General features: G+C 64.4%; 19 protein-coding genes and 1 tRNA gene. 11 read left to right on the plus strand and 9 right to left on the minus strand.

Features of this window, described 5'->3' with window-relative positions; all coding sequences use genetic code 11:
• Positions 1–24: 24 nt before the first annotated feature.
• The 4 genes from IM784_RS11825 to IM784_RS11840 are packed head-to-tail and all read right to left on the minus strand — an operon-like array spanning position 25 to position 4,063.
• Positions 25–1,791, minus strand: a complete 1,767-nt coding sequence (locus IM784_RS11825; RefSeq protein WP_199555543.1) for an oleate hydratase — start codon at positions 1,789–1,791, stop codon at positions 25–27.
• A 23-nt stretch (positions 1,792–1,814) separates the two neighbouring features.
• On the minus strand, positions 1,815–2,678 hold the full coding sequence (locus tag IM784_RS11830) for a 3-hydroxyacyl-CoA dehydrogenase (RefSeq protein WP_199555544.1): 864 nt from the start codon (positions 2,676–2,678) through the stop codon (positions 1,815–1,817).
• Positions 2,679–3,173: an acyl-CoA thioesterase gene (locus IM784_RS17650; RefSeq protein WP_199555721.1), complete on the minus strand. Its 495-nt coding sequence runs from the start codon at positions 3,171–3,173 to the stop codon at positions 2,679–2,681. It lies immediately after the preceding gene.
• Positions 3,170–4,063 carry a TetR/AcrR family transcriptional regulator gene (locus IM784_RS11840; RefSeq protein WP_328799521.1) on the minus strand — a complete coding sequence of 298 codons (894 nt, stop codon included), beginning with the start codon at positions 4,061–4,063 and terminating at the stop codon, positions 3,170–3,172. The genes IM784_RS17650 and IM784_RS11840 overlap by 4 nt, the downstream gene beginning before the upstream one ends.
• 328 nt (positions 4,064–4,391) lie before the next feature.
• On the opposite strand from IM784_RS11840, the gene IM784_RS11845 reads away from it, so the two are divergent.
• Positions 4,392–7,220 carry a VIT domain-containing protein gene (locus IM784_RS11845; RefSeq protein WP_199555545.1) on the plus strand — a complete coding sequence of 943 codons (2,829 nt, stop codon included), beginning with the start codon at positions 4,392–4,394 and terminating at the stop codon, positions 7,218–7,220.
• A 270-nt stretch (positions 7,221–7,490) separates the two neighbouring features.
• On the opposite strand, the gene IM784_RS11850 is transcribed toward IM784_RS11845, so the two are convergent.
• Positions 7,491–7,566: transfer RNA gene (locus IM784_RS11850), tRNA-Thr, on the minus strand.
• A 71-nt stretch (positions 7,567–7,637) separates the two neighbouring features.
• On the opposite strand from IM784_RS11850, the gene queF reads away from it, so the two are divergent.
• The 5 genes from queF to IM784_RS11875 all read left to right on the plus strand — a co-directional run bounded on the left by queF (position 7,638) and on the right by IM784_RS11875 (position 12,250).
• Positions 7,638–8,090, plus strand: coding sequence for a preQ(1) synthase (queF, locus tag IM784_RS11855; protein WP_199555546.1), 453 nt, complete (start codon positions 7,638–7,640; stop codon positions 8,088–8,090).
• An 83-nt stretch (positions 8,091–8,173) separates the two neighbouring features.
• A complete protein-coding gene (locus IM784_RS11860) occupies positions 8,174–9,301 on the plus strand; it encodes a CaiB/BaiF CoA transferase family protein (RefSeq protein ID WP_199555547.1) in 1,128 nt (375 codons plus the stop codon).
• Positions 9,302–9,303: 2 nt separating this feature from the next.
• A complete protein-coding gene (locus tag IM784_RS11865) occupies positions 9,304–9,711 on the plus strand; it encodes a GNAT family acetyltransferase (protein WP_199555548.1) in 408 nt (135 codons plus the stop codon).
• Positions 9,711–10,883 carry a deoxyguanosinetriphosphate triphosphohydrolase gene (locus IM784_RS11870; RefSeq protein WP_199555549.1) on the plus strand — a complete coding sequence of 391 codons (1,173 nt, stop codon included), beginning with the start codon at positions 9,711–9,713 and terminating at the stop codon, positions 10,881–10,883. The genes IM784_RS11865 and IM784_RS11870 overlap by 1 nt, the downstream gene beginning before the upstream one ends.
• Positions 10,853–12,250: a serine hydrolase domain-containing protein gene (locus tag IM784_RS11875; protein ID WP_199555550.1), complete on the plus strand. Its 1,398-nt coding sequence runs from the start codon at positions 10,853–10,855 to the stop codon at positions 12,248–12,250. Before IM784_RS11870 ends, IM784_RS11875 begins: the two co-directional genes overlap by 31 nt.
• A gap of 3 nt (positions 12,251–12,253) precedes the next feature.
• Here IM784_RS11875 and tilS read toward each other — a convergent pair whose 3' ends face one another.
• The 3 genes from tilS to IM784_RS11890 form a co-directional block, all read right to left on the minus strand.
• Positions 12,254–13,210, minus strand: coding sequence for a tRNA lysidine(34) synthetase TilS (tilS, locus tag IM784_RS11880; protein WP_199555551.1), 957 nt, complete (start codon positions 13,208–13,210; stop codon positions 12,254–12,256).
• Entirely contained in the window at positions 13,200–14,147 is a 948-nt protein-coding gene (locus tag IM784_RS11885) for a tetratricopeptide repeat protein (RefSeq protein ID WP_199555552.1), read from the minus strand. Before IM784_RS11885 ends, tilS begins: the two co-directional genes overlap by 11 nt.
• 64 nt (positions 14,148–14,211) lie before the next feature.
• Entirely contained in the window at positions 14,212–15,117 is a 906-nt protein-coding gene (locus tag IM784_RS11890; protein WP_199555553.1) for a helix-turn-helix domain-containing protein, read from the minus strand.
• A gap of 283 nt (positions 15,118–15,400) precedes the next feature.
• On the opposite strand from IM784_RS11890, the gene typA reads away from it, so the two are divergent.
• A complete protein-coding gene (gene typA / locus IM784_RS11895; protein WP_199555554.1) occupies positions 15,401–17,239 on the plus strand; it encodes a translational GTPase TypA in 1,839 nt (612 codons plus the stop codon).
• Between the two features lie 64 nt (positions 17,240–17,303).
• Positions 17,304–17,399, plus strand: a complete 96-nt coding sequence (locus IM784_RS17260) for a PEPxxWA-CTERM sorting domain-containing protein (RefSeq protein ID WP_328799531.1) — start codon at positions 17,304–17,306, stop codon at positions 17,397–17,399.
• Here the strand turns inward: IM784_RS17260 and IM784_RS11905 are convergent.
• On the minus strand, positions 17,386–17,979 hold the full coding sequence (locus tag IM784_RS11905; RefSeq protein WP_199555556.1) for a PEPxxWA-CTERM sorting domain-containing protein: 594 nt from the start codon (positions 17,977–17,979) through the stop codon (positions 17,386–17,388). The genes IM784_RS17260 and IM784_RS11905 overlap by 14 nt on opposite strands.
• Before the next feature lie 156 nt (positions 17,980–18,135).
• On the opposite strand from IM784_RS11905, the gene IM784_RS11910 reads away from it, so the two are divergent.
• The 3 genes from IM784_RS11910 to IM784_RS11920 all read left to right on the plus strand — a co-directional run bounded on the left by IM784_RS11910 (position 18,136) and on the right by IM784_RS11920 (position 21,288).
• Complete coding sequence (locus IM784_RS11910) at positions 18,136–19,551, plus strand: tetratricopeptide repeat protein (RefSeq protein WP_268920847.1); 1,416 nt, start codon at positions 18,136–18,138, stop codon at positions 19,549–19,551.
• A gap of 47 nt (positions 19,552–19,598) precedes the next feature.
• On the plus strand, positions 19,599–20,048 hold the full coding sequence (locus IM784_RS11915; protein ID WP_235977136.1) for a nucleoside deaminase: 450 nt from the start codon (positions 19,599–19,601) through the stop codon (positions 20,046–20,048).
• Positions 20,049–20,403: 355 nt separating this feature from the next.
• Positions 20,404–21,288 (plus strand): ice-binding family protein, encoded by an 885-nt coding sequence (locus tag IM784_RS11920; RefSeq protein ID WP_199555558.1) that lies wholly within the window; start codon positions 20,404–20,406, stop codon positions 21,286–21,288.
• The last annotated feature ends 12 nt before the right edge of the window (positions 21,289–21,300 follow it).

Genomic DNA, 21,300 nt, shown 5'->3' on the forward strand with positions numbered 1-21,300 from the left:
ACAGACGGGATCACCGGGCGAATGCTATTTCGCAACCAGCCCAAACTCTCCGAGCAGTTCGGCGATCTGGGTTCCCTCCAGCTTCTTCATCAGCATCTTGCGCACGAAGGACGGGCCGGGAATGTCGATCGCCTTGCCGTCGCGCAGCCGGCCGGTCGCGGCCAGCAGACTACGGATGTCGTAGGTGGAATTGAACACTTCGGGGACACCACGCTCCACGTTCAGCAGGGTATAGACCGCCTCCATCGGGGTGCGCACGGAATATTCAGTGGTAAAGATGCAGTCCCTCTGCTTCGATTCCGCGAACTGGCCAATGAAGGCGAAGTTCAGCGCGTCCCTTGGCACCACATCCGGCCGGTCACCGGCCTGGCGCGGCATGAAGAAAGAGGTGATATAAGGCATCATGACCGGCACCGTCTTTGCGCCGGTCGCAGCCATATCGGGGATATCCTCCACCGGAACGCCCATGTGGTAGAGCCATTCTTGTGTGATTTCTTCACCCGTGCACGCCTGCATCGATTTCTTCACATAGTTTCCGGGCGTGTCCACGAACAGCGCGTAGACCCAGACGACAACCTGATCCTTCGGCTGCTTCTTGAAATGCGGTTGGCGGTTCACGGTCCAGCTCATCAGCCAGCTGGAATCTTTCGCCGTCACGATACCGCCCGTCACGACCTTGCCGCTCAGCGGGTCGCGCTTTGCGATTCTGTGAATATATTCGGGGATACGGGCATCCAGCGTCGTGACCGTCGCAGATTCCCACTTGGTCTCGGGAATATGCGCGCCGAACACATCGGGACGGCCGAAATCATCGGCCTTTGCCGCGATCCGCCGCCACAGATCCCAGGCCGGCGCCGGGCCTTCGTTCAGCTTAGCCGGCGTCTTGTGGTCGCCATTGTCCGAATTTTCCGTCAATGATCCGATCGTCATGAAAACAAGATCGTTCCGGGTCAGATCGACTCCGCCTTCGGCACCATTCTCGATCCAGTGAATCCGCGTTGCCTGCCGGGCGCCGGGACGGATATCGAAATCGACATCCGTCACCTCGACGCCATAGCGGAATTGAACGCCATGGTCCTCCAGCCATTTCACCAGCGGCAAAACCAGTGATTCATACTGGTTATACTTCGTGAACATCAGCGCGGAGAAATCCGGCAGCCCACCAATATGGTGGATGAAGCGGTGCAGGTACAGCTTCATCTCCAGCGCGGAATGCCATTCCTCGAAGGCAAACATCGTGCGCCAGTAGAGCCAGAAATTGCTCTTCAGGAAATCGGCGCCGAAAACCTCGTTGATCCGCTTGTTCTCCATCTCCTCGCGCGTGGCGAGGAAGATCGCGATAATCTCTTTCTGGGCAGTGTCTGTCAGCGTGAACAGACCGTTGGTCTCGGCATCCTTGCCTTGCTCCACCGTCGCGCGGCACAGGGAATAGTTGGGATCATCCTTGTTCAGCCAGAAGAATTCGTCGAGCACGCTGGCGCCCTCGATTTCCAGCGAAGGGATCGACCGATAGAGATCCCACAGGCACTCAAAATGGTTTTCCATCTCGCGGCCGCCGCGGATGACGAACCCTTTCTCCGGCTCTTCGATGCCGTCGAGGGCGCCGCCGGGCAACAGTTGCTGCTCCAGAATGGTGATCCTATCGCCAGCCATTTGCCCATCGCGGATCAGGAACGCCGCCCCGGCGAGGGCGGCAAGACCGGAACCGACAAACCAGGCCGTCTTTCCCTCCACGCCTTCGGGTTTGCGCGGGCGGGCGAAGGCCGCAAAATTTCCACTGGTATAGTCCATGCCGTTTCTCCCTGTGCTCAGGATCAGTTTGCGGGCTTGTAATGGTAGAAGCCCTCACCGGAGGCGATGCCGAGTTTGCCTTTGTCGATGTAATTTTCCTTCAGCCAGGCCGCGAGTGCGCGGGCGCTCTCATCCCCCTGCGAAAGGATATTGTAAGGGGTGGTAAGCCCGATGATGTCGTAGATTTGGAACGGCCCCATCGGCGCTCCCGTCGCGATCCGCCAGACCTTGTCGATATCCTCCGGCTCGGCATAGCCGCCCGCCGCGAGACCGGCAGCGGCGTTCAGGAACGGAACCAGCAGGGAATTGAGGACATAGCCCGCCTTTTCCCTGTGTATCGGGATGGGCACCATGCCGATGGCGGCGGCAAATGCCACCACCGCATCAAACACCGCCGCGGCGGTCTCATCCGTGCCCATCACCTCGGCCGTGTTGAACTTCCAGATATTGTTGGCGAAATGCAGCGCCAGAAAGCGGTCGGGACGGCCGGTGAAGGCTTTCAGGTCGCTGGGCAGAAGGGTGGAGGAATTGGTGGCGAAGATGGTCTTCGCCGGGGCGAGTGAGGCCAGCTTCTGGTAAGTCTGCTGCTTGATCGCCGTAACTTCTGGAACCGCCTCGATCACGAGATCCGCGTCCACCACAGCCGCCGCCAGATCGGAGGTCAGCAGGATGCGCGACACGGCATCGGCGGCCTTGCCGTCGGGCGCACCTTCGACCTCCCGGCTGTAGGTTTCGACCAACGCACCGAACCGCCCGCGGGCCTGTGCCAGCGCGGCCTCGCCGATGTCATAGGCGGTCACGTTGAAACCACTATAGGCTGTCTGGAACGCGATCTGGCTTCCCAGCACACCGGTGCCAAGCACGGTAACATTGCGGATGTTTGTCATTCAGGAACAGTCCCTTATTTCGTCGTGATTGAGAAAGGGGGCAGACACCTCCGGAAGAATGCGGACCGGCTTCAGACTTGCCCGGTCGAGCAGCGCCCAGCGAGAGTGCGCGGAGACAATGACCCGACTGTCTGCCGCAAGAAACGCCACGCTGCGCTGATAACGGGCGCCGCGCGGAGCCCCATCCAACCAGGTGATTGCGCTGATTTCGTCTCCGGCTGCGATATTTCCGCGGTAGTCGATTTCGTGCCGCATCACGACGGCAACGAAACGGTCGCGATCCTGCACTCGCGCCGCAACCAGCCAGTGCGCGACGGAAACCTCCTGAATCCATTTCACCCAGACCGCATTGTTGACATGTCCGAGTTCGTCGATGTCCTCGTCCTGGGCACGGAAGCGGGCGTGAAACCGACGATTGTCATCGATATGCCCGGCCCAGGGCTCGCCATTCTCGTCGCAGCCGATACGCCGGCAATGTCCGAACGCCGCGTTCACAACCTGTCTCGTCCCGCTTGCGGGGCCGGAAGGCCGGACAGCGCGCGGAAGAAAACCGTCAGCATCTGTTCGCGCGGAACGGCATCCGCCGTATATCCCTGCACGGAAAGGCCCGCCCATAGCGCATAAAGCGCGATGCCCGCCTGCATCGGCGGCAGCGCGGGGGTGAGTCCGAAGCGCTGCACGAGATCTGCGATCAGGTCGGCGAACGCGCGGTAGCAGGCGGCCTTGCCCTCGCGATGCCGCGCAGCGAAATCGGGATTCCGCCGCGCGTGCAATTGGAGTTCGATCGATAGCAGCGACCATTGCGGTTCATCGGCCAGCATCGCCAGCCGGTCGACCAGCATCCGCAGGATGTTTTCGATGTCGTCGCTGGCCGTGTGCGTGACCAGATTGCGCAACAGCGCGACCTCATCCCGGATATGGGCGTGAAGGATATCGACGAGAAGGTCATCCTTGCTTGCAAAATTCGAATAGAAGGCCCCCTGTGAATGGCCCGCTGCACTGCAGATGTTGCGGATCGACATGGCGGCAACGCCCTCCTCGACGATCGAGGCATGGGCGGCCGCGATCAGCCGGTCGCGGGTCTGGCGCTGCGCGTCTTTTCGCGTCGGCCGCATGGAGTCACCCTTCACAAATTCGGTACACGGATTGCAATCATCATATTTCAGATATCGCATGATATTCGAAATGTGGCAAGGATATGCAGCCAAAAATGACGACACTCTCACGAGCCTGATGTGACAGATCCGAATGCACGTTGGTGATTGGCCTCCTGCATTTGCCGCTTGGTCTCTACAGGCATGAGGAAAAGCCAACGCGCTGTGCAGATTGCGCTTGGCCACAGCAGGTCCACGAATAGCGTTCGCCATCTTGGTATCGAGGTCCACGACGCACCGATGGGTTCGGAACGCACAGAAATCCGGTAACTGGGTTCCTCGCTCCCGTAAGAAGTTATCTCAACGAACGGCAGGTCTAGGTCGACCATAGCCAAGCGGGAACGTCAGGAAAGTTGGCGGTTATGACAAAACGGAGAAAACGGAGAGCGGGTGCGACCCAGTTACATCGTTTAGCGGAACCTTGGCGCGGCTTTGATCGTCTGCAGGCTCAGATGAGGGTGCGTCAGCCGCTGGACACATTCAGCCAAACACGCTCTGTTGCAGGAAAAGGTCGTTTGCAAATTCCGCAGTGATATGCGGCCAGCTTGGGGAGTTGCTGTTGCGTTTGATCGTTTTCCTGCTGACCTTTGCATTGGCCCTCCCTGCTGCCGCTCGCAATGTCGCCAACACGCTCAACCCCACCCTTGTAGAGAACGAGCGCGGCATTCGAAGTGATGAAGGTTCGGAAGCAGCCACGCTGAAGATCGAAACCTTGTCGATCGAGGCCGTGCTGGCAGGGCCCACGGCTGCAGTGACGCTGGAGATGCAGATCGCCGCTGACTCGAGGGCCCCGCACGAAGCGGATCTGACGTTGCGCCTCCCCGCTGACGCCGTCGTCACAGGCTATGCGCTCAATGTCGGAGATGCGATGATCCCTGGCCTGTTGATCGAGCAGCCAAAGGCGCGAGAGCTGTATGAAAACCAGCTGCGGCACGGCATCGATCCCGGCCTTGCCGAAATCAGCGGGAACCGCTTCACCACCCGCATTTTCCCAATCGACGCGAAAAACCCGCGGCGCTTCCGGGTCAGCTTTGTCGCGCCGCTGGACACCGCCCAAGGCTTCCTGCTGCCGCTGGCGCGCGATGGCACGATCGGAAACGTGTCTCTCCGCGTAACGGCCGCTGGCTATACCAAGAAGCCGAAGGTGGTTTTCGCGGGTCGGGCGCTTGATTTCGTCGACAACAGCGCCGGGTGGAGCGCATCCGCCGACTTCAGGGATTTGCAGCTGCGCGACGGATTGTCGATCTCCGGCGGACAGGCAGCCCCCGTTGCCATTGCCCAGCACAACAATGGCGAGGCGTTTTTCGTGATCGCCGACCGTGACAATAAGGAAGCGGTCGGACAATCCATGGCGACGGCACAACGCCCCCGGCTGCGCATCTATTGGGACCGGTCGCGGTCGCGCGCGGAAACCGGGGTTGCCATCGAGACAGAGGTGCTGACACGACTGGCGGACAAGCTGGCGCCTGCGACAATCGATCTCGTGACCTTTGCCAGCGACCAGCCGCAGGTCAGCGAAATACGCGATGCCGCTGCGCTGCGCGCTGCCCTTGGCAAGATGAGCTATCGCGGCGCAACCTCCTTTGCCGGCCTGGACGGCCTGACCTTGCCGCCGGCAACGCATTGCGTTCTGGTGTCCGACGGCAGGATTACGATCGACCGGAGCGAGGCATTTTCGCCCGATTGCGCCCTCAGCGCACTGACCGCCGCGCCCGATGCCGACGGTGCACGGCTGGGTCGGATGGCCCATGGGAATGGCGGCGTGCTGATCCGGGCCGTTGCGGGCGGCGAGGCCGAGGCGGCCGTGGCGCTGGCCACGCCGGGCGTCCGCGTGCGGGATGTGCGCGACGAAGTCGGGCGGCGGCTGGCTTTCCGCGCGCTTCTAGCCCCCCGTGGCGAATGGCTGCTGACAGGGCCGCAGGGCAATGCGCGCGAGATCGTGCTGCGGCTCAGCGACGGGGGCGAACGGCGCTATCGGCCAGAGGCTGTTGCCGTGGCCAGCGACGCCCCCGGCGCACTCTGGGCGGCGGACCGGCTGGGCGCCCTGTCGGACGATCCCGTCCGCCATGCAGAAATGGTGCGGCTGGCCAACAGATATCAGGTGGCGGCGCCGGGCATGGCGTTTCTGGTGCTGGAAAGCCCGGACCAGTATCTGGAAGCCGATCTGACGCCGCCGCCCGGCTTCAACGCGGAATGGCAGGCGCAGTATAAAGAGGCGCGAGAACAACAAGCCGGTTCTAGAGCCAGCGAGAAACAGGAGCGGTTCGACTATGTCCTTTGGGAATGGAACGAACGAAAGACGTGGTGGGAGAAGAAATTTACGCCGCTGACAACAGCCCAGGTCCGAAAGCGCGACGGCGTGGACAGTCGGGCCGATGGACGCCGTGCCGTGCCAGCGATGATTTCAACGCCGGATGTGATGTATGCTCCTCCACCCCCTCCACGCCCCCCATCTCACCCCGCGCCCGCGCCGCCCCCTCCGCCGCCTCCCGCGCCGCCGCCTCCTGGAGCACCCGCGCCAGCGCCCCCCGCTGCCGCGGCAATGGTAGCCGACAGCATCGTCGTTTCCGGCGCGCACGCGACAAAGCCGGCCTCTGTCGAGCGCAGTGCAGAGATCAAGGTGGACTTCGCCGACATGATCGCGAAGCGCCCCTATATCGACGCACTCGACAGCGCCGCCCCCGCTGATCGTCTGCGCGTGCTGGCCGAGCAGGAAGCGGCCTACGGCAAGGTGCCGGCTTTCTACTTCGACACCGCCGAATGGTTCCGCCTGAAAGGTGATACGGCAACGGCGGCGCAATTGTTGCTTTCGGCTCTTGATCTCGACAGTGCCGACGACGAGACGCGCCAGATCGTGGCCTTCCGGCTGGAACGCGACCGCCAGTTTGATCGCGCGGTCGAAGTGGCGGAGCGGCTGGCAACCGTGAACGCCGATTTCCGGCCGCAACCGGGGCGCGATCTCGCCCTTGCCCTGATCGCGCGCGGCATGAACAGCGGTGCTGCCGGGCGTGGCGATCTGGAACGCGCCTTCGCCCTGCTCACAGATACCGCGCTCAATCCAGCATCGGGCGCTTTCGAAGGGATCGAGGTGATTGCCCTTATGGAAGCCAATGCGCTCATCCCGCGTATCGAGGCGGTTGGCGGCAAATGGTCTCTCGATCCGCGGTTGGTGGCCCGGCTGGACGCGGATGCCCGGATCGTGATCGCCTGGACCGCAGCCGACGCCGACATCGACCTGTGGGTCGACGAACCCAATGGCGAGCGGGTGATGTACAATCGCCCGCTGAGCAGCTCTGGCGGGCGGATTTCCAACGACATGACCGATGGCTATGGCCCCGAGGAATATGCCACGCGCAGCGCCTGCTCGCCGCCGGCTACCGCCTCATGAATTCCTGGTATTTCCAGCGCAACCTGCTGACCGAACTGGAAATGGCAAAGGTCGTTGCGAGAATTCACGCAGCGGCAGATTCCGAGCGGGATGGCTGGAAGTAGGTCGAAGCCGACTGCTCTGTTGCCACAAGCTCGAATCGTTGACCCACGAGACGACCAAGAGCGCGGCAGCAGATTAAGCTGCCGCATTTGTAGCCCAGAATGTAGCCCAGAACATGCTGCCGGGCTGGCGTTCTGGGCGATATTACCGGTAACCTCTTGAAACTGCTGGTGCCGCTTAGGTGACTCGAACACCTGACCCCATCATTACGAATGATGTGCTCTACCGGCTGAGCTAAAGCGGCGAACCAGCAGGGGCGCGGCCTTAGCAGCATGACGGTTCCCCTACAAGGCCCATCCGTCTAAAGCCCGTGCCATGTCCTACACACCCGCGCATCTTGGCCATAGCAGCGGCCTTCCCGCCTCTCCGGAAGAGGCCGTGCTCGATTATCCGCCCAATCCGCACCCCGGCACGGTCTATCTCGTTCGCTTCGTCGCGCCGGAGTTCACGTCGCTATGCCCCGTCACCGGTCAGCCGGATTTCGCCCATATCGTCATCGACTATGTGCCGGATCAGACCATCGTCGAATCGAAGGCGCTGAAACTGTTCCTCGGCTCCTTCCGCAACCACGCCGGCTTCCACGAGGCCTGCACCGTGGGCATCGGCAAGCGGCTGGCAGACGAGATGAAGCCCGTCTGGCTGCGCATCGGCGGCTACTGGTATCCGCGCGGCGGCATTCCCATCGACGTCTTCTGGCAGACCGGAGCGCCGCCGGCGGGGCTTTGGCTACCCGATCAGGGCGTGCCCCCCTATCGCGGCAGGGGCTGAGCCTACCCCCGCGTCTATGGCAGGTTGTGCCGGTCACAACCCGGCCGCAAAAGCCTCCCAAATCTCAAGGGAAGGCAAGACGCATGGCAGGACCGCTCGCAGGTATCCGGATCATCGAAATGGCGGGCATCGGCCCCGGCCCGTTCGCCGGCATGATGTTGGCCGATCATGGTGCCGAAGTGATTCGGGTGGATCGCCCCGGCCATCAGTCGCCCGAGCCGGTGCTGGGACGGAACCGCAAGTCCATCGTCGTCGACCTGAAAACGCCCGAGGGCATATCCATCGTCCGCGACCTGGTGAAATCCGCCGACGGATTCTTCGAAGGCCTGCGCCCGGGCGTGATGGAGCGCCTTGGCCTTGGCCCGGAAACGCTCCTCGCCGACAATCCGAAGCTGGTTTACGGCCGCATGACCGGCTGGGGCCAGACCGGCCCCTATGCGCCAGCCGCCGGGCACGACATCAACTATATCTCCCTTGCCGGTGCGCTGCACACCTATGGCCGCGAGGGCGAAAAGCCAACGCCGCCGATCAATATGGTCGGCGACTTCGGCGGCGGTGGCATGATGCTGGCGTTCGGCATGGTTTCGGCGCTGCTGTCGGCAAAGACGACCGGCAAAGGCCAGGTGATCGACTGTGCGATGACCGAGGGCGCCGCCGTGCTGATGGGCATGATCTGGGGATTCCGCGGCATGGGCGCCTGGAAGGACGAGCGCGGCGTCAACATGCTGGATACCGGCGCGCACTTCTATGACAGCTATGAATGCGCCGACGGCAAGTTCATCTCCATCGGCTCGATCGAGCCGCAATTCTACGCCCTGCTGCGCAAGCTGACCGGTCTGGATGCCGATCCCGATTTCGACGCGCAGATGGATTCAAGCCAGTGGCCGGCGTTGAAGGCCAAGCTGACAGCGCTGTTCAAATCGCAGCCGCGCGATCACTGGTGCCAGCTGATGGAGGCAACCGACGTCTGCTTCGCGCCGATCCTCTCCATGGCCGAGGCGCCCGGGCATCCGCACAACAAGGCACGTGGCGCCTTCCGGGAAATCGGCGGGATGATGCAGCCGATGCCATCGCCCCGCTATTCCGGCACCCCCACCGCCGTTCCCACGGCCGCCCCGAAGGCCGGCAACGACACCGAAGCGCTGCTGCAGGGCCTCGGCTATGATGCGGGCAAGCTCGCGGCGCTGAAGTCGGCAGGTGCAATCGCATAGCGATGGAAGTCCGGCTGCTCGACGCCCGGCAGCGGGAGGCGGCGGCCGCCTTGTGGGAAGCGTGCGGGCTGACGCGGCCGTGGAACGATCCACGCGCCGATTTCGACCGCGCGGCTTCCGCGGACAACGCGGCTGTGCTGGGGTTCTGTGAAGGCCCGGCACTGCTCGGCACGGTGATGGTGGGCGAGGACGGCCATCGCGGCTGGGTCTATTATCTGGCGGTCGCGCCTGCTGCCCGAGGCGCCGGGCTGGGCGCGCAGTTGATGGCGGCAGCGGAAGCCTGGCTGCAGGAACGCGGCCTGCCGAAGCTGAATCTGATGGTTCGCACGGAAAACAAGGCAGTTATCGCTTTCTACACCGCGCAGGGCTATGCGCTGTCCGAAGTGACCGTCCTGCAGAAAAGCCTCTGATGGCAGCCCGATTTGCAACCGACCCCGCGCAGTCGCGCGGCCGTTTCCATGCCGAACCCGAAAGCCCGCTGCGCACGGCCTTCGCCCGCGATCGCGACCGGCTGATCCACTCCACCGCCTTCCGCCGCCTGCGCTACAAGACACAGGTGTTCGTGGCCCCCGATGGCGACCATTTCCGCGTCCGCCTCACCCACAGCCTGGAAGTCGCCCAGATCGCCCGCAGCATCGCCCGCGTGCTGGAGCTGGACGAGGATCTGGCGGAAGTCGTCGCCCTGGCCCACGATCTCGGCCATCCACCCTTCGGCCACAGCGGCGAGGACGCGCTGGGCCGCGCCATGCACCCCTATGGCGGCTTCGACCACAATGGCCATGCCATCCGCATCGTCACCCTGCTGGAAAGCCGGACACCCGCCTACGACGGGCTGAACCTCAGTTGGGAAGTGCTGGAAGGGCTGGCAAAGCATAACGGACCCGTCGCTAACCCCGGCTGGGCGCTCTCCACGCATGAGGCGCTCTGGCCGCTGGAGCTTTTCAGCTGGCCGGGCCTCGAGGCGCAGGTAGCGGCGCTGTCCGACGATATCGCCTACAACGCCCATGATCTCGACGATGGACTGCGCGCCGGCCTGCTGGATCTGGACGAGGTCTGCGCCGCCGTGCCGCTGGTGGATGCCATCTGGCGCGACGTGAAGGCGCGCTGGCCGAACGAGCAGCGCAAGCGCGCGCTGCGCCCGCAATTGATCCGCGACCTGATCGGCGTGCTGGTGGAAAGCCTGCTCAGCGAAACCCGCCGCTTGCTTGCCGAAGCAGCGCCGCAATCCGCGGACGAGGTGCGCATGTCCGGCCGGGCGCTGGTTGGCTTCACGCCGGCAACGCTCGCTGAAATCGCCCCGCTCCGGTCGCATCTGATGCAGGCGATGTACACGCACCCCTCGGTCAAGCAGCTGCGGCAGCCGGCCGAACAGGTGGTGGAGCAGTTGTTCCTGGCGCTGGAGGCCAGGCCGGGCGAACTGCCGGAACGCTGGCGCGAGCGGCTGGCAAATGAAGGAGACGACAGCATATGGCGCGGGCGGACAATCGGGGACTATGTGGCGGGCATGACGGATCGCTTCGCCATCCGCGAGCATCGAAGGCTGACAGGCGCGTGCCCTATGCCGGACGAGTTCATCTTCTAGCGGCGCTGCTGCTGCTCGCCGCCCCCGCTACCGCACAGAGCGCTGCGGCCGATGCCCGCACGCTGGCGCTGGCGGCTGGCTGGAAGGCGAGCTTTCTCTGCTCCGACATCTTCGTCGGCGGCATGGACGAGAAGAGCGTCATTTCCAACGAACTGGAAGATGCGCAAACCAATCTGCAGCCGCTTCTCGCCGGTCTTGAGGCGAAGATCGACCGCGCCGCCCGCCGCGTGGAGGTAAGCGCCGGGCCGGATGCGCCGGCCCGCGTGGCGCAATATGTGCAAGGCCGCGGCTGTGTGCAGCTGCCCATCGGCGGCAAGGCCGGGCAGGTGCCAATGCCCGCCGAACTGATCGGCGGGCCGGATCGCAAGGCGATGGATGCAAGACCCTGGCCGCAGGGCGACAGCATGGCCACCGCTTCGTTGCCGGCCGCCCGCAAAAAGGCTCTGGAAGCGGTGATGGCTGACGGCCTGACAGGCGACCGCTTTGGCAAGGGCAGCCGAACCTCGGCGCTGCTGGTGGTGCAGGACGGCAAGATTGTTGCCGAGCGCTATGCGCGCGGTGTTGGCGTCCACACCCCGCAACGCACCTTCTCCGTGGCGAAATCGCTGAGCTCGGCCCTGATAGGCCGCGCGGCGGCGCTTGGCGTGATCGATCCGATGAAACCGGCGCATGTGCCGGAATGGGAGACGCCCGGCGATCCGCGCGCGGCAATCACCATCGACCAGTTGCTGCGGATGCAGTCCGGCCTCTGGACCAATGGCCCCGGAAGCCGCACCGACGCACTTTACTATGGCGGCGCGACCGTCCCCGAAACTGCCGGCACAGCGCCGGTGGAAGTGCCGCCCGCTACCCGCTTCACCTATGCCAACAACGATACGCTGCTGGCCGTAAGGGCGCTCAATTTCGATCTGGGCGAAGCGGCTCCGACCTTTGCCTACACGCACCTGCTCTGGCCGCTGGGGATGACCCGCACCACGATCGAGGGCGACTGGCAGGGCAATCCGATCCTCTCCTCGCAGGTGTGGATGACCGCGCGCGACATGGCGCGGCTGGCGCTGCTGCACCTGAACGACGGCCAATGGGGCGGCCAGCAGCTGCTGCCGGAAGGCTGGGTGAAGGACGCCACCACGCCCCTGGGCCCGCAACCGCCGGCCGAGCGCGGGCAAGGCTATGGCCGCGCCATCTGGCTGCTGGGGCCGGCATCGGGCCTGCCCGAGGGCAGCTACGGCTTCTTCGGCAATCGCGGGCAATATGCGATCATCGTGCCCTCGCAGCGCCTGGTGGTGGTGCGGCGCGGCTTCGACGGCCCGGGCAAGGAGTTCCAGATCACCGACTTCGCGCGCGACGTGGCGGCGGCGCTGAAATAGGGTTCAGTGCCGGCGAGGGGCGGCCCGGGAAAGCTGCCAGCGCCCGGCGACATAGCGTGCCTGCACGCCCGAAAGGGTGGCGGTCCCACCACCGTCCAGAGTAGCGAGCAGCCGGGCCAGTGGCGGACCTTCGGCAGGGACGCCAAGCTGCTCCACAGCGCGTGCCAGCAAGCGCCGCCTCAGCTCCGCAGGCAAGGCCTCCGGATCGATCAGCAGCGCATCGCCGTCTTCCACCACCCGCGATTCCCAGGCCCGCTCCGCCGCCCAGCCAAGCGCCGCCTCGGCCTCGGCGAGATGCTCCGTGCTCGCGGCGAGCCTCTCGGGATGCAGCCAGTCCGTTGCCGCCAGCAACGCACGCGCTGCCGTCCGGTCGTAGCGGGGATCGCTGTTCGACGGGTCGCTCACGGCCTCCCAGCCGGCCTTTCGCACCACTTCCGCCAGCTCCGCCCGCCGCCACCCCAGCAACGGCCGCAGCACGCACACCCCGGCGATGCAGGCGCTGCGCCGGATGCCCGCCAGCCCGCCGGGGCCGCTTCCGCGCGCCAGCCGTAGGAGCACCGTCTCGGCCTGATCGTCCAGATGATGTGCAGTCAGCAACAGGCCGATGCCGTTTGCCCGGCACCAGTTGCCCATCGCCCCATAGCGCGCACCCCTCGCTTCAGCCTGCAGGCTCGCGCCCTTCTGCATGGCAAGCGTGAAACTGGTGTGCGGCAGTCCCATCGATCGGGCGTGCATCGCCACCATCGCACATTCCGCTGCAGCCTCGGCGCGCAGGCCGTGGTCGACACTCAGGACATGCGCCTGCTGTGGAAAGGCCCGCGCCGCCAGCCACAACAGCGCCAGCGAATCCGGCCCGCCGGAAACGGCAAGCGCCATCGGCGTCTCATTTCCGAACTGTGGCCCGGCCAACCGCCGCACTTCGGCGGCGAACAGTTCCGGCGTCAGCCGTTCAGCTGCCACATTTCGCCTGCGCGCGGGCCGCGGTCGCATCCGCCGCGAACTGCCCGGTCAGCTTGTCCGGATAGGCGGTCTTCAGCTGATCCAGAGCCTGGCAGGCCGCCTTCGGCTGTTTCAGTTCGATCAGCGATTTGCCCAGCCACAACAGGCTGTTATGTGCCCGCTCGCCGCGCGGATATTTCTGGTATCCGGCCAGAAAGGCCTTGGCGGCGTCCGCCGTCTTCCCTTGGGCGAGCAGCGAACGTCCCGCCCAGAACTGGGCGTTGGAAGCGCGGGCGTGCTTGGGGCTTTCCGTCACGAACTGATTCAGCGCCGTCGCCGCCTCGGCATATTTCCCATCGACATACAGCTGGTAACCGGCCCGATACTGCGCCTCGGCGGCATCCGTCGTCGGCGGCGCAGGCGCTGCAGCGGCCGGTGGCACGGTGGCAGGCGCCGGCTTGGCAGCAGCCGGCTTCTGCGGAGTCGGCACGACAACCGGCGTCGCCGCAGGCGCCGGAACCGAAGCCGAAGCAGCTGTCGTCGCTGCAGCAGGGCCCTTGCCCTCCAGCGCATCCAGCCGGAACTCGGTATCGCCGCGAAATTTCTTCATCGCCTCTTCCAGCTGCCGCATCTGGAACTGCAGGGTTTCCACCTGTCCTGTCAGCTGGCGCTGCTGGTTCTCCAGCGCCTCGACGCGCTGCGTCAGATCCACCAGCGGAGCGGTGGCGGGCGTTCCCGCCGGCGTCACCGGCTGCGGCTCCACCGTCACTTCCGGCGCGAAGAAGCGCTTGTCCCCCCCCGGAAACACCTGCCGCTGCACGGCGCGCATCTGGCTTTCCAGCGTGCCCACCCGCTTGTCGATCTGGCTCACCTGCGCCTGCGAGGCAGGGGGCGTCTGGGCAAAAACCATTCCGGTGGAGGAAAGCAGGACGACAACAAAAAGACTGCGCGAGATCATGCAAAAGGCCTTGGCTTCATTTGACCCGCGTAATCAAGCGCCGGCCTCCTTGCCGCAAGCTGAATCAGCCCGCTGGTGGGACGGCCGGAGCTACCGCTGCCGCAGCGGGCGGCGGGGCAATGACCGCCGTCGGCGCCAGTCCGCCAGTCACCGGCTGCTGCCGGGCGAGCAGGTCGGCCGGGGCCAGCGACAGGTCGCGCACCTGCTCGGCGGCGGCCCCCAAAGGCGGAACCTGGGTGGTGCCCACCTTCACATCCAAGGCGCCGGCGCGGCCGGTGCGCAGTTTCCACGCGCGTCCGGCGGGCAGGGTCATGGTTTGTCCGGGGGTCATCGTGCCCATGAAAAAGCTTTCCTGCCCGTCGGAAATGCGCAGCCACACTTCCTCCTTGGCAGTCACCGTCACCGGCGCGGCCGGGTCGGCGGCCGGCGCGGTCGGCGTAACTTCGACGGCGCCGGGTTCGGGCGGCAAGGCCTCGGTCGCAGCCGATTCCCGGGCAGGCAAGGCAGGCGGCGCCGGGCTCAGCCAGCCGGCACCCCAGGCCCAGAAGCCGGCCAGCGCCAGCAGCAGCGCCACCACCGAACCGAAAACCAGCCCGCGCGAAGGCAGCCGCTTTTCCTCCAGCGGCTGCAGGTCGACCATCGTCGGGATCGGATCGCCCTTTTGCGATTCCCGGCGATAGCGCTCCGCAGCGGCAGCGGGATCCAGCCCTACGGTGCGCGCATAGGCCTTCACGAATCCCAGCGAGTAGGTCAGCGCCGGCAGCTTGTCGTGCGCGTCCGCCTCGATTTCCTTCAGGATTCCGGGGCGTACCTTGGTGCGCTGGGCTACTTCCTCCAGGCTCAGGCCGGCGGCTTCCCGCGCAAGCAACAGCTCGGCGCCGATGGTTTGGGGTTCTGCCACAGCCGATGCGGCGCGGCGCCGGCCGGTGGGTTGCGGTTCATCCTGAGGCACGCCGTTCGCGTCGTCCAAAACTATCCCTCGCGACAGGCTTCGACACCGGCGATCCGGCATGCTGGCCTGCTTGCTCAAGAGCGGCTCGGCCCTTGGAACGGCCTCGCGCGCCCATATTGTCGATCCCCTTGGGGGGATAGGCCGTGGCCCCTTGCAAAGTCAACCGCGCCTCCCAAAAGCACGGCAACGCGGGCCAAATGCGCCCTGCAACGCCCACAAAGCTTGTTGCAACGCAGCAGATGCGCTATGGGCGCGCCCGTTCGCGAATAGAACGCCTATCCCTCCCGTACACGGAATCCAGATGCAACTGCGCAATGTGGCGATCATAGCCCACGTCGACCATGGCAAGACCACATTGGTGGATCAGCTTTTCCGCCAGTCCGGCACCTTCCGCGACAACCAGCGTGTCGCCGAACGCGCCATGGATTCGAACGACCTCGAGCGTGAGCGCGGGATCACCATCCTTGCCAAGTGCACGTCGGTCGAATGGGCTGCTCCCGATGGCGAGCACACCCGCATCAACATCGTCGACACCCCGGGTCACGCAGACTTCGGCGGCGAGGTGGAGCGTATCCTCTCGATGGTCGATGGCGTGATCCTGCTGGTGGATGCCGCCGAAGGCGCCATGCCGCAGACCAAGTTCGTGACCGCCAAGGCGCTGGCGCTGGGCCTGCGCCCCATCGTCGTGGTCAACAAGATCGACCGTCCGGACGGCCGTCCGCAGGAAGTGCTGGACGAAGTGTTCGACCTGTTCGTGGCACTGGGCGCCAACGACGAGCAGCTGGACTTCCCGGTTCTCTTCGCTTCGGGTCGCAACGGCTATTGCGGCCCCGACGCCGACGTGCGGCAAGGCACGCTGACGCCGTTGTTCGAGAAGATCGTCAGCCATTTCCACGCGCCCAAGGCCGATCCCGACCTGCCGTTTGCCTTCCTCGTCACCCTGCTGGACCGCGACCAGTTCGTTGGCCGAATCCTGACGGGACTGATCGCGCAGGGCACGCTGAAGCTGAACATGCCGATCCGCGCCATCGACCGCGACGGCAAGACGGTGGAAGAAGGTCGCGCCACCAAGATCCTGGCCTTCCGCGGCCTGGAGCGGGTTCCCGTTGAAGAAGCGCAGGCAGGCGACATCGTCTCCATCGCCGGCCTGACGGTCGCCACGGTCGCCAACACCATCGCCGATCCCTCGGTGACGGAGCCGCTGTTTGCACAGCCCATCGATCCGCCGACCCTGTCGATGCGCTTTGCCGTGAACGACAGCCCGTTTGCCGGCAAGGAAGGTTCCAAGGTCACCAGCCGCATGATCCGCGATCGCCTGATGCGCGAAGCGGAGGGCAATGTGGCGATCCAGGTGACCGAGAGCGACGACAAGGATTCGTTCGACGTCGCCGGCCGTGGCGAACTGCAGCTGGGCGTGCTCATCGAAACGATGCGCCGGGAAGGCTTCGAGCTTTCCATCGGCCGTCCGCGCGTGATCTTCGGCAAGGACGAGCAGGGTAACCGCACCGAGCCCTATGAAACCGTCGTCATCGACGTGGACGAGCCCTATTCCGGCACCGTCGTCGAGAAGATGGCCGGCCGCAAGGGCGAGATGACCGACATGCGCCCGTCGGGCGGCGGCAAGGTCCGCCTCTCGTTCATCGCCCCGTCGCGCGGCCTGATCGGCTATCATGGCGAATTCCTTTCCGACACGCGCGGAACGGGCATCATGAACCGCCTGTTCGACAAATACGGCCCGTGGAAGGGCCCGATTGCCGGCCGTGCCAATGGCGTTCTGATCTCCACCGAAACCGGTGAGGCCGTCGGCTATGCACTGGGCTATCTGGAAGAGCGGGGCGAGCTGATGGTCGTTCCGGGCGAACCCATCTATGCCGGCATGGTCGTGGGCGAAAACGCCAAGTCGGACGATCTGGAAGTGAACCCGCTGAAGTCGAAGCAGCTCACCAACTTCCGCGCCAGCGGCAAGGACGATGCCCTGCGCCTGAGCCCGCCGAAGCGTCTGACGCTGGAGCAGGCGATCGCCTACATCGATGAGGACGAGCTGGTCGAAGTGACTCCGAAGTCGATCCGCATCCGCAAGCTCTACCTCGACCCGCACGAGCGCAAGCGCCACTCGCGCTCGCTGAAGGCCGCAAGCTGAAGCGACGCCCCGACACCCTTCAGTCCGGGGCGTGAACCTCGCCTGGGTGGAAGCAGGCGACGGAGTGGTTCCGGAGCCGGCGACCTGGGCAAGGATGATCGCCGGCTACGGGCTGGTGGGGTCGATGGTGCGTCGAAAGGCGGTGGTCAGGCAGGCTTGAGCATTGGTCTTCTCCGGAGCGCCACCCCTGCAGCGGCGAACCCGCTCAGCATAAGCGCCCAGCTGCCCGGTTCAGGGATGGCCGGCAGGTTGAGTTTGCCGTTCATGGTCCATTCGGTCCGAAAAGGGGTAGAGTATTGGTAGATAAGGGCGTTGGCGTCGAGTGTGCCGGATGCTCTTGAAAACTTTCCCGTTCCGCCTGTCACCAGCACGGTGATGATGGGATTATATACTTGCGGATCGGCGGTCGGATAGATCAGTCCCGAGTAGGTGCCTTCCAGCTGGTCGCCGCTTTCGAAAGTCCAATCGAAAAAGCCGTTCGCAAGCGTTCGTACGCCCATCACCGGGGCACTCACGCAGTGTCCTTGCACCGGCTCGAACAGCCCCAGGTTCGATGCGCCGCTGGCCTGGCCAACGCCGCCTGCACCATCCCATAGCTGAACATGGCCGCCCAACGGCCCGCCGCAGGGCGGGACCGGGCCCGCAGCAAAATTGATCGCGCTGATGCTGCCACTGAAAGACACAACCCGCGCATCAACCGTGGAAGCAGCTCCGCCCAGCGCCAGAATGGCGATTGCCATAACCTGCTTTTGCATAACATCCTCCTGTTAGTGGATATTTCAGCAGTGTTGCATTTGAGATGCATCTGCTTCAAATGATGAAATTCTGATGATTTTCCGACGTTAGGAACAGTCGCAGCGGTAACCACCCGTTGGGCGGCAATGTCGAGGACAGTGATGGCTGGTGTAATCAAGCTGTCTGACGAACGGGATTTTCGGCTGGGTAGCGCGACCGTCCGCCCGTCGCTTTGCCAGCTTGCCGGCTCGGCCGGCAGTTGCACATTGGAACCTCGCGTTATGCAGGTATTGGTGGCGCTGGCGCGTGCGCGCGGCTCCACCCTTTCCCGGGAAGACCTGATCCAACAGTGCTGGAGCGGGCGCCTGGTGGGCGAGGATTCAATCCATCGCGCCATTTCGCAGCTTCGCCAACTCTCGCGCGGGGTTGCTCCCGGTGCATTCGGAGTCAGCACAATAAGCCGGGTCGGCTATCGGCTTGATGCGGCCGTGCTGATGGAGACCGATCAGGATCTCGAGGATGCGCTCAGGGCCGGCCGCAATTCCTGGCGGATGGGCAAGGCGGCGCCCGATATGGCTGCAATCGAAACCCTGCGCACTGCCGTAAAGCGCTATCCAGAGAGCGCGGAAGCGTGGGGGATACTTGCGCTGCTATGTCGGCAGGCAGCCGAATATGCCCCCCCGGAGGAATGTGCCGGGTTCGTCATGGAATGCGAGCGCGCGGCATCCCACGCGCTTCGGATAGACCAGCGCAATGCCGATGCCATGGCAGCCAGCGCCATGCTCGCACCTCTGTTCGGCGGATGGATGGACGCACGGCGGCGCCTGGAACAGGCGTTGGCGCTCAATCGCGAGAGCACGGCGGCTCTGCATGATTTCGCCATGCTGGAAATGGCCACCGGACGGCCCAGCGCGGCGGCGCCTATCATCGAAGCCTTGTTGGAACGGGACCCGTTCGCACCCATGTTGCTCTACAAGCGCATCTATCATCTGTGGACACTGGGTCGGCTGGATGAAATGGATCGCGTTGCCGATCGCGCCATGCAGCTGTGGCCCGGCCATACGGCGATCTGGTTGGCCCGACTCTTCAGCCTGATTGGCACCGGACGGGCGATATCGGCACTGGCGCAAGTGGATGAGGCCGCTACCCGGCCCGAAATCCCACCCGCCGCGCTCACCACGCTTCGGCTGACGACTTCCGTGATCGCACAGCGACAGCTTGGTGAAATCGCGCCCGCCATGGAGGGCGATGCCGTGCGCGCGGTTGTTTCAAGCGCAACGCGAGGCCCAGCGCAGGCACTGGCCGCGCTCCAGCAACTGAGCGCAATCGGCGCAGTGGACGCAGCCTTCGATGTTGCACGCGGCTATTATCTTCGTCGCGGGCCAGTGACAGTGGGCCCCCACCACACTTCGGAGGACTGGTCTGCAACCGATCAGCACCGGAAGGTGACGCAAGCGCTGTTCATCCCGGTAACGGAGGTGCTGCGGCGCGATTCCCGTTTCGAGCTGTTGTGCGACGAGATCGGGCTTGCCGACTATTGGCGCCAAACCGGAGTGCAGCCGGATTTCAGGCTTTGACAGTCTGGCTGATACCATCTCCCCGTAGTTTGGTTTAGTCGATCGACATGCAAGGCAGATTCAAGTCGGAGATGGGCAGGGCGCTCTCGCTCGCCCGCGAGGCGGCTGCAAAAGGCGAGGTTCCGGTGGGGGCGGTTTTGACCGGTCCGGACGGCGCCTTGATCGCCGAGGCCTACAACCTCACCCGGACACTGCCCGATCCCACAGCGCACGCCGAAATGCTGGTGCTGCGCGAGGCGGCCCGGGTACTCGGCAACGAACGGCTGACCGGCTGCACGCTGTGGGTGACGCTGGAGCCCTGCCCGATGTGCGCCGCCGCAATCGCGGAGGCGCGGATCGCCAGGCTGGTTTATGCCGCCTCCGATCCGAAGGGTGGCGGTGTGGAGCATGGGCCGCGCATCTTCACCCACAGCCGCCACCGGCCCGAGGTGGTATCCGGCGTTGCCGAGGCCGAGGCGGCCGCTCTGCTCAGGGTCTTTTTTGCCAGCAGGCGTTGACCGCTCCACTGTCGTAGCCGCCGATCCGGCGCAGTCGAAGCGCGTTTCAGGTGCTGCGAGGAGCACCGCGGCATCCTTGCCACGATGGGAAATCCGCACTTCGGGCACCAGTTTCTGAAATTACCGGCACAGCAAAGGCAATAGTTCGGAATTTGTCCTAAAATATCGATTTCAATATTATTAAATAATCGATTGTATGACTTTGAAAATTGTTTAAGTGTAGTTTTGCGAATCGACTGAAGGGCAATTCAGAATTCGCTGCGGAACTGACGAAAGTTTTCCAAAAATATGTGCAAAAATATTCGGAAATAGTCCGGATACGATGCGCTGACTCCATCGAAAAGGGATGAATTCTATGCTGTCTCCAGCCCACGACCGAGGTCCATCTCATCCGTCCCGAGCGCGACTTCTCTTCGCCATCGCAGCGCTGGCGGTGGTGGCAATCCCCGCCCAGGCCGCCACCGTTCTGCAGACTGCGCAGGAATTTGCGGTTCTCGGGGCCGAAACCGTCACCAACACCGGGCCGACCACTATCGTCGGCGATCTGGGGGTGAGCCCGGGCACGTCGATCACCGGCCTTGCCGACATCACGCTCACCGGAGCGGTGCACCAGACCGACGCCGTCGCATTGCTCGCCCAGGCCGATCTCACCGCCGCAAAGCTCAGTCTGGCGGCGCTTGCCCCCACAGGTGACCTCACCGGGGTAACACTCGGGTCCGGCGGCACCGTCCTGATGCTCACGCCCGGGGTCTACAGCTTCGCAAGCTCCGCCTTCCTGGACGGCGCCCTCGTACTGGACGCGCAGAACAATCCCGATGCGCTGTTCGTCTTCCAGATCGGCTCCACGCTGACCACAAGCAGCGCATCGTCGGTGACAGTCATCAATGGCGACAGCGACACCCAGCTCTACTGGAATGTCGGCAGCTCGGCGACGCTGGGCACCACCACGGTCTTTGCCGGCAACATCCTGGCAACCGCCAGCATCACGATGAACACGGGCGCGCAGATACTGTGCGGCCGCGCGCTGGTGACGACCGCAGCCGTGACACTCGATACCAACGTCATCACCAACAGCTGCGACAGCGATTTCGGCAGCTTCGGCTTCAGCGGCGGCTTCGGCGGCCCGGCGGTCGTTCCGGAACCGGCGAGCTGGGCGCTGATGCTGGCCGGCTTCGGGGCAACCGGGTTCGCGCTGCGCAGGTCTCGGCGAACGGCGCTCCTGTCCGCCCCGGCGGTCTAGAGGCGCGTCAGG

Origin of the sequence: Sandaracinobacteroides hominis, from assembly GCF_016464365.1 — a bacterium.
Lineage (GTDB): Bacteria > Pseudomonadota > Alphaproteobacteria > Sphingomonadales > Sphingomonadaceae > Sandaracinobacteroides > Sandaracinobacteroides hominis.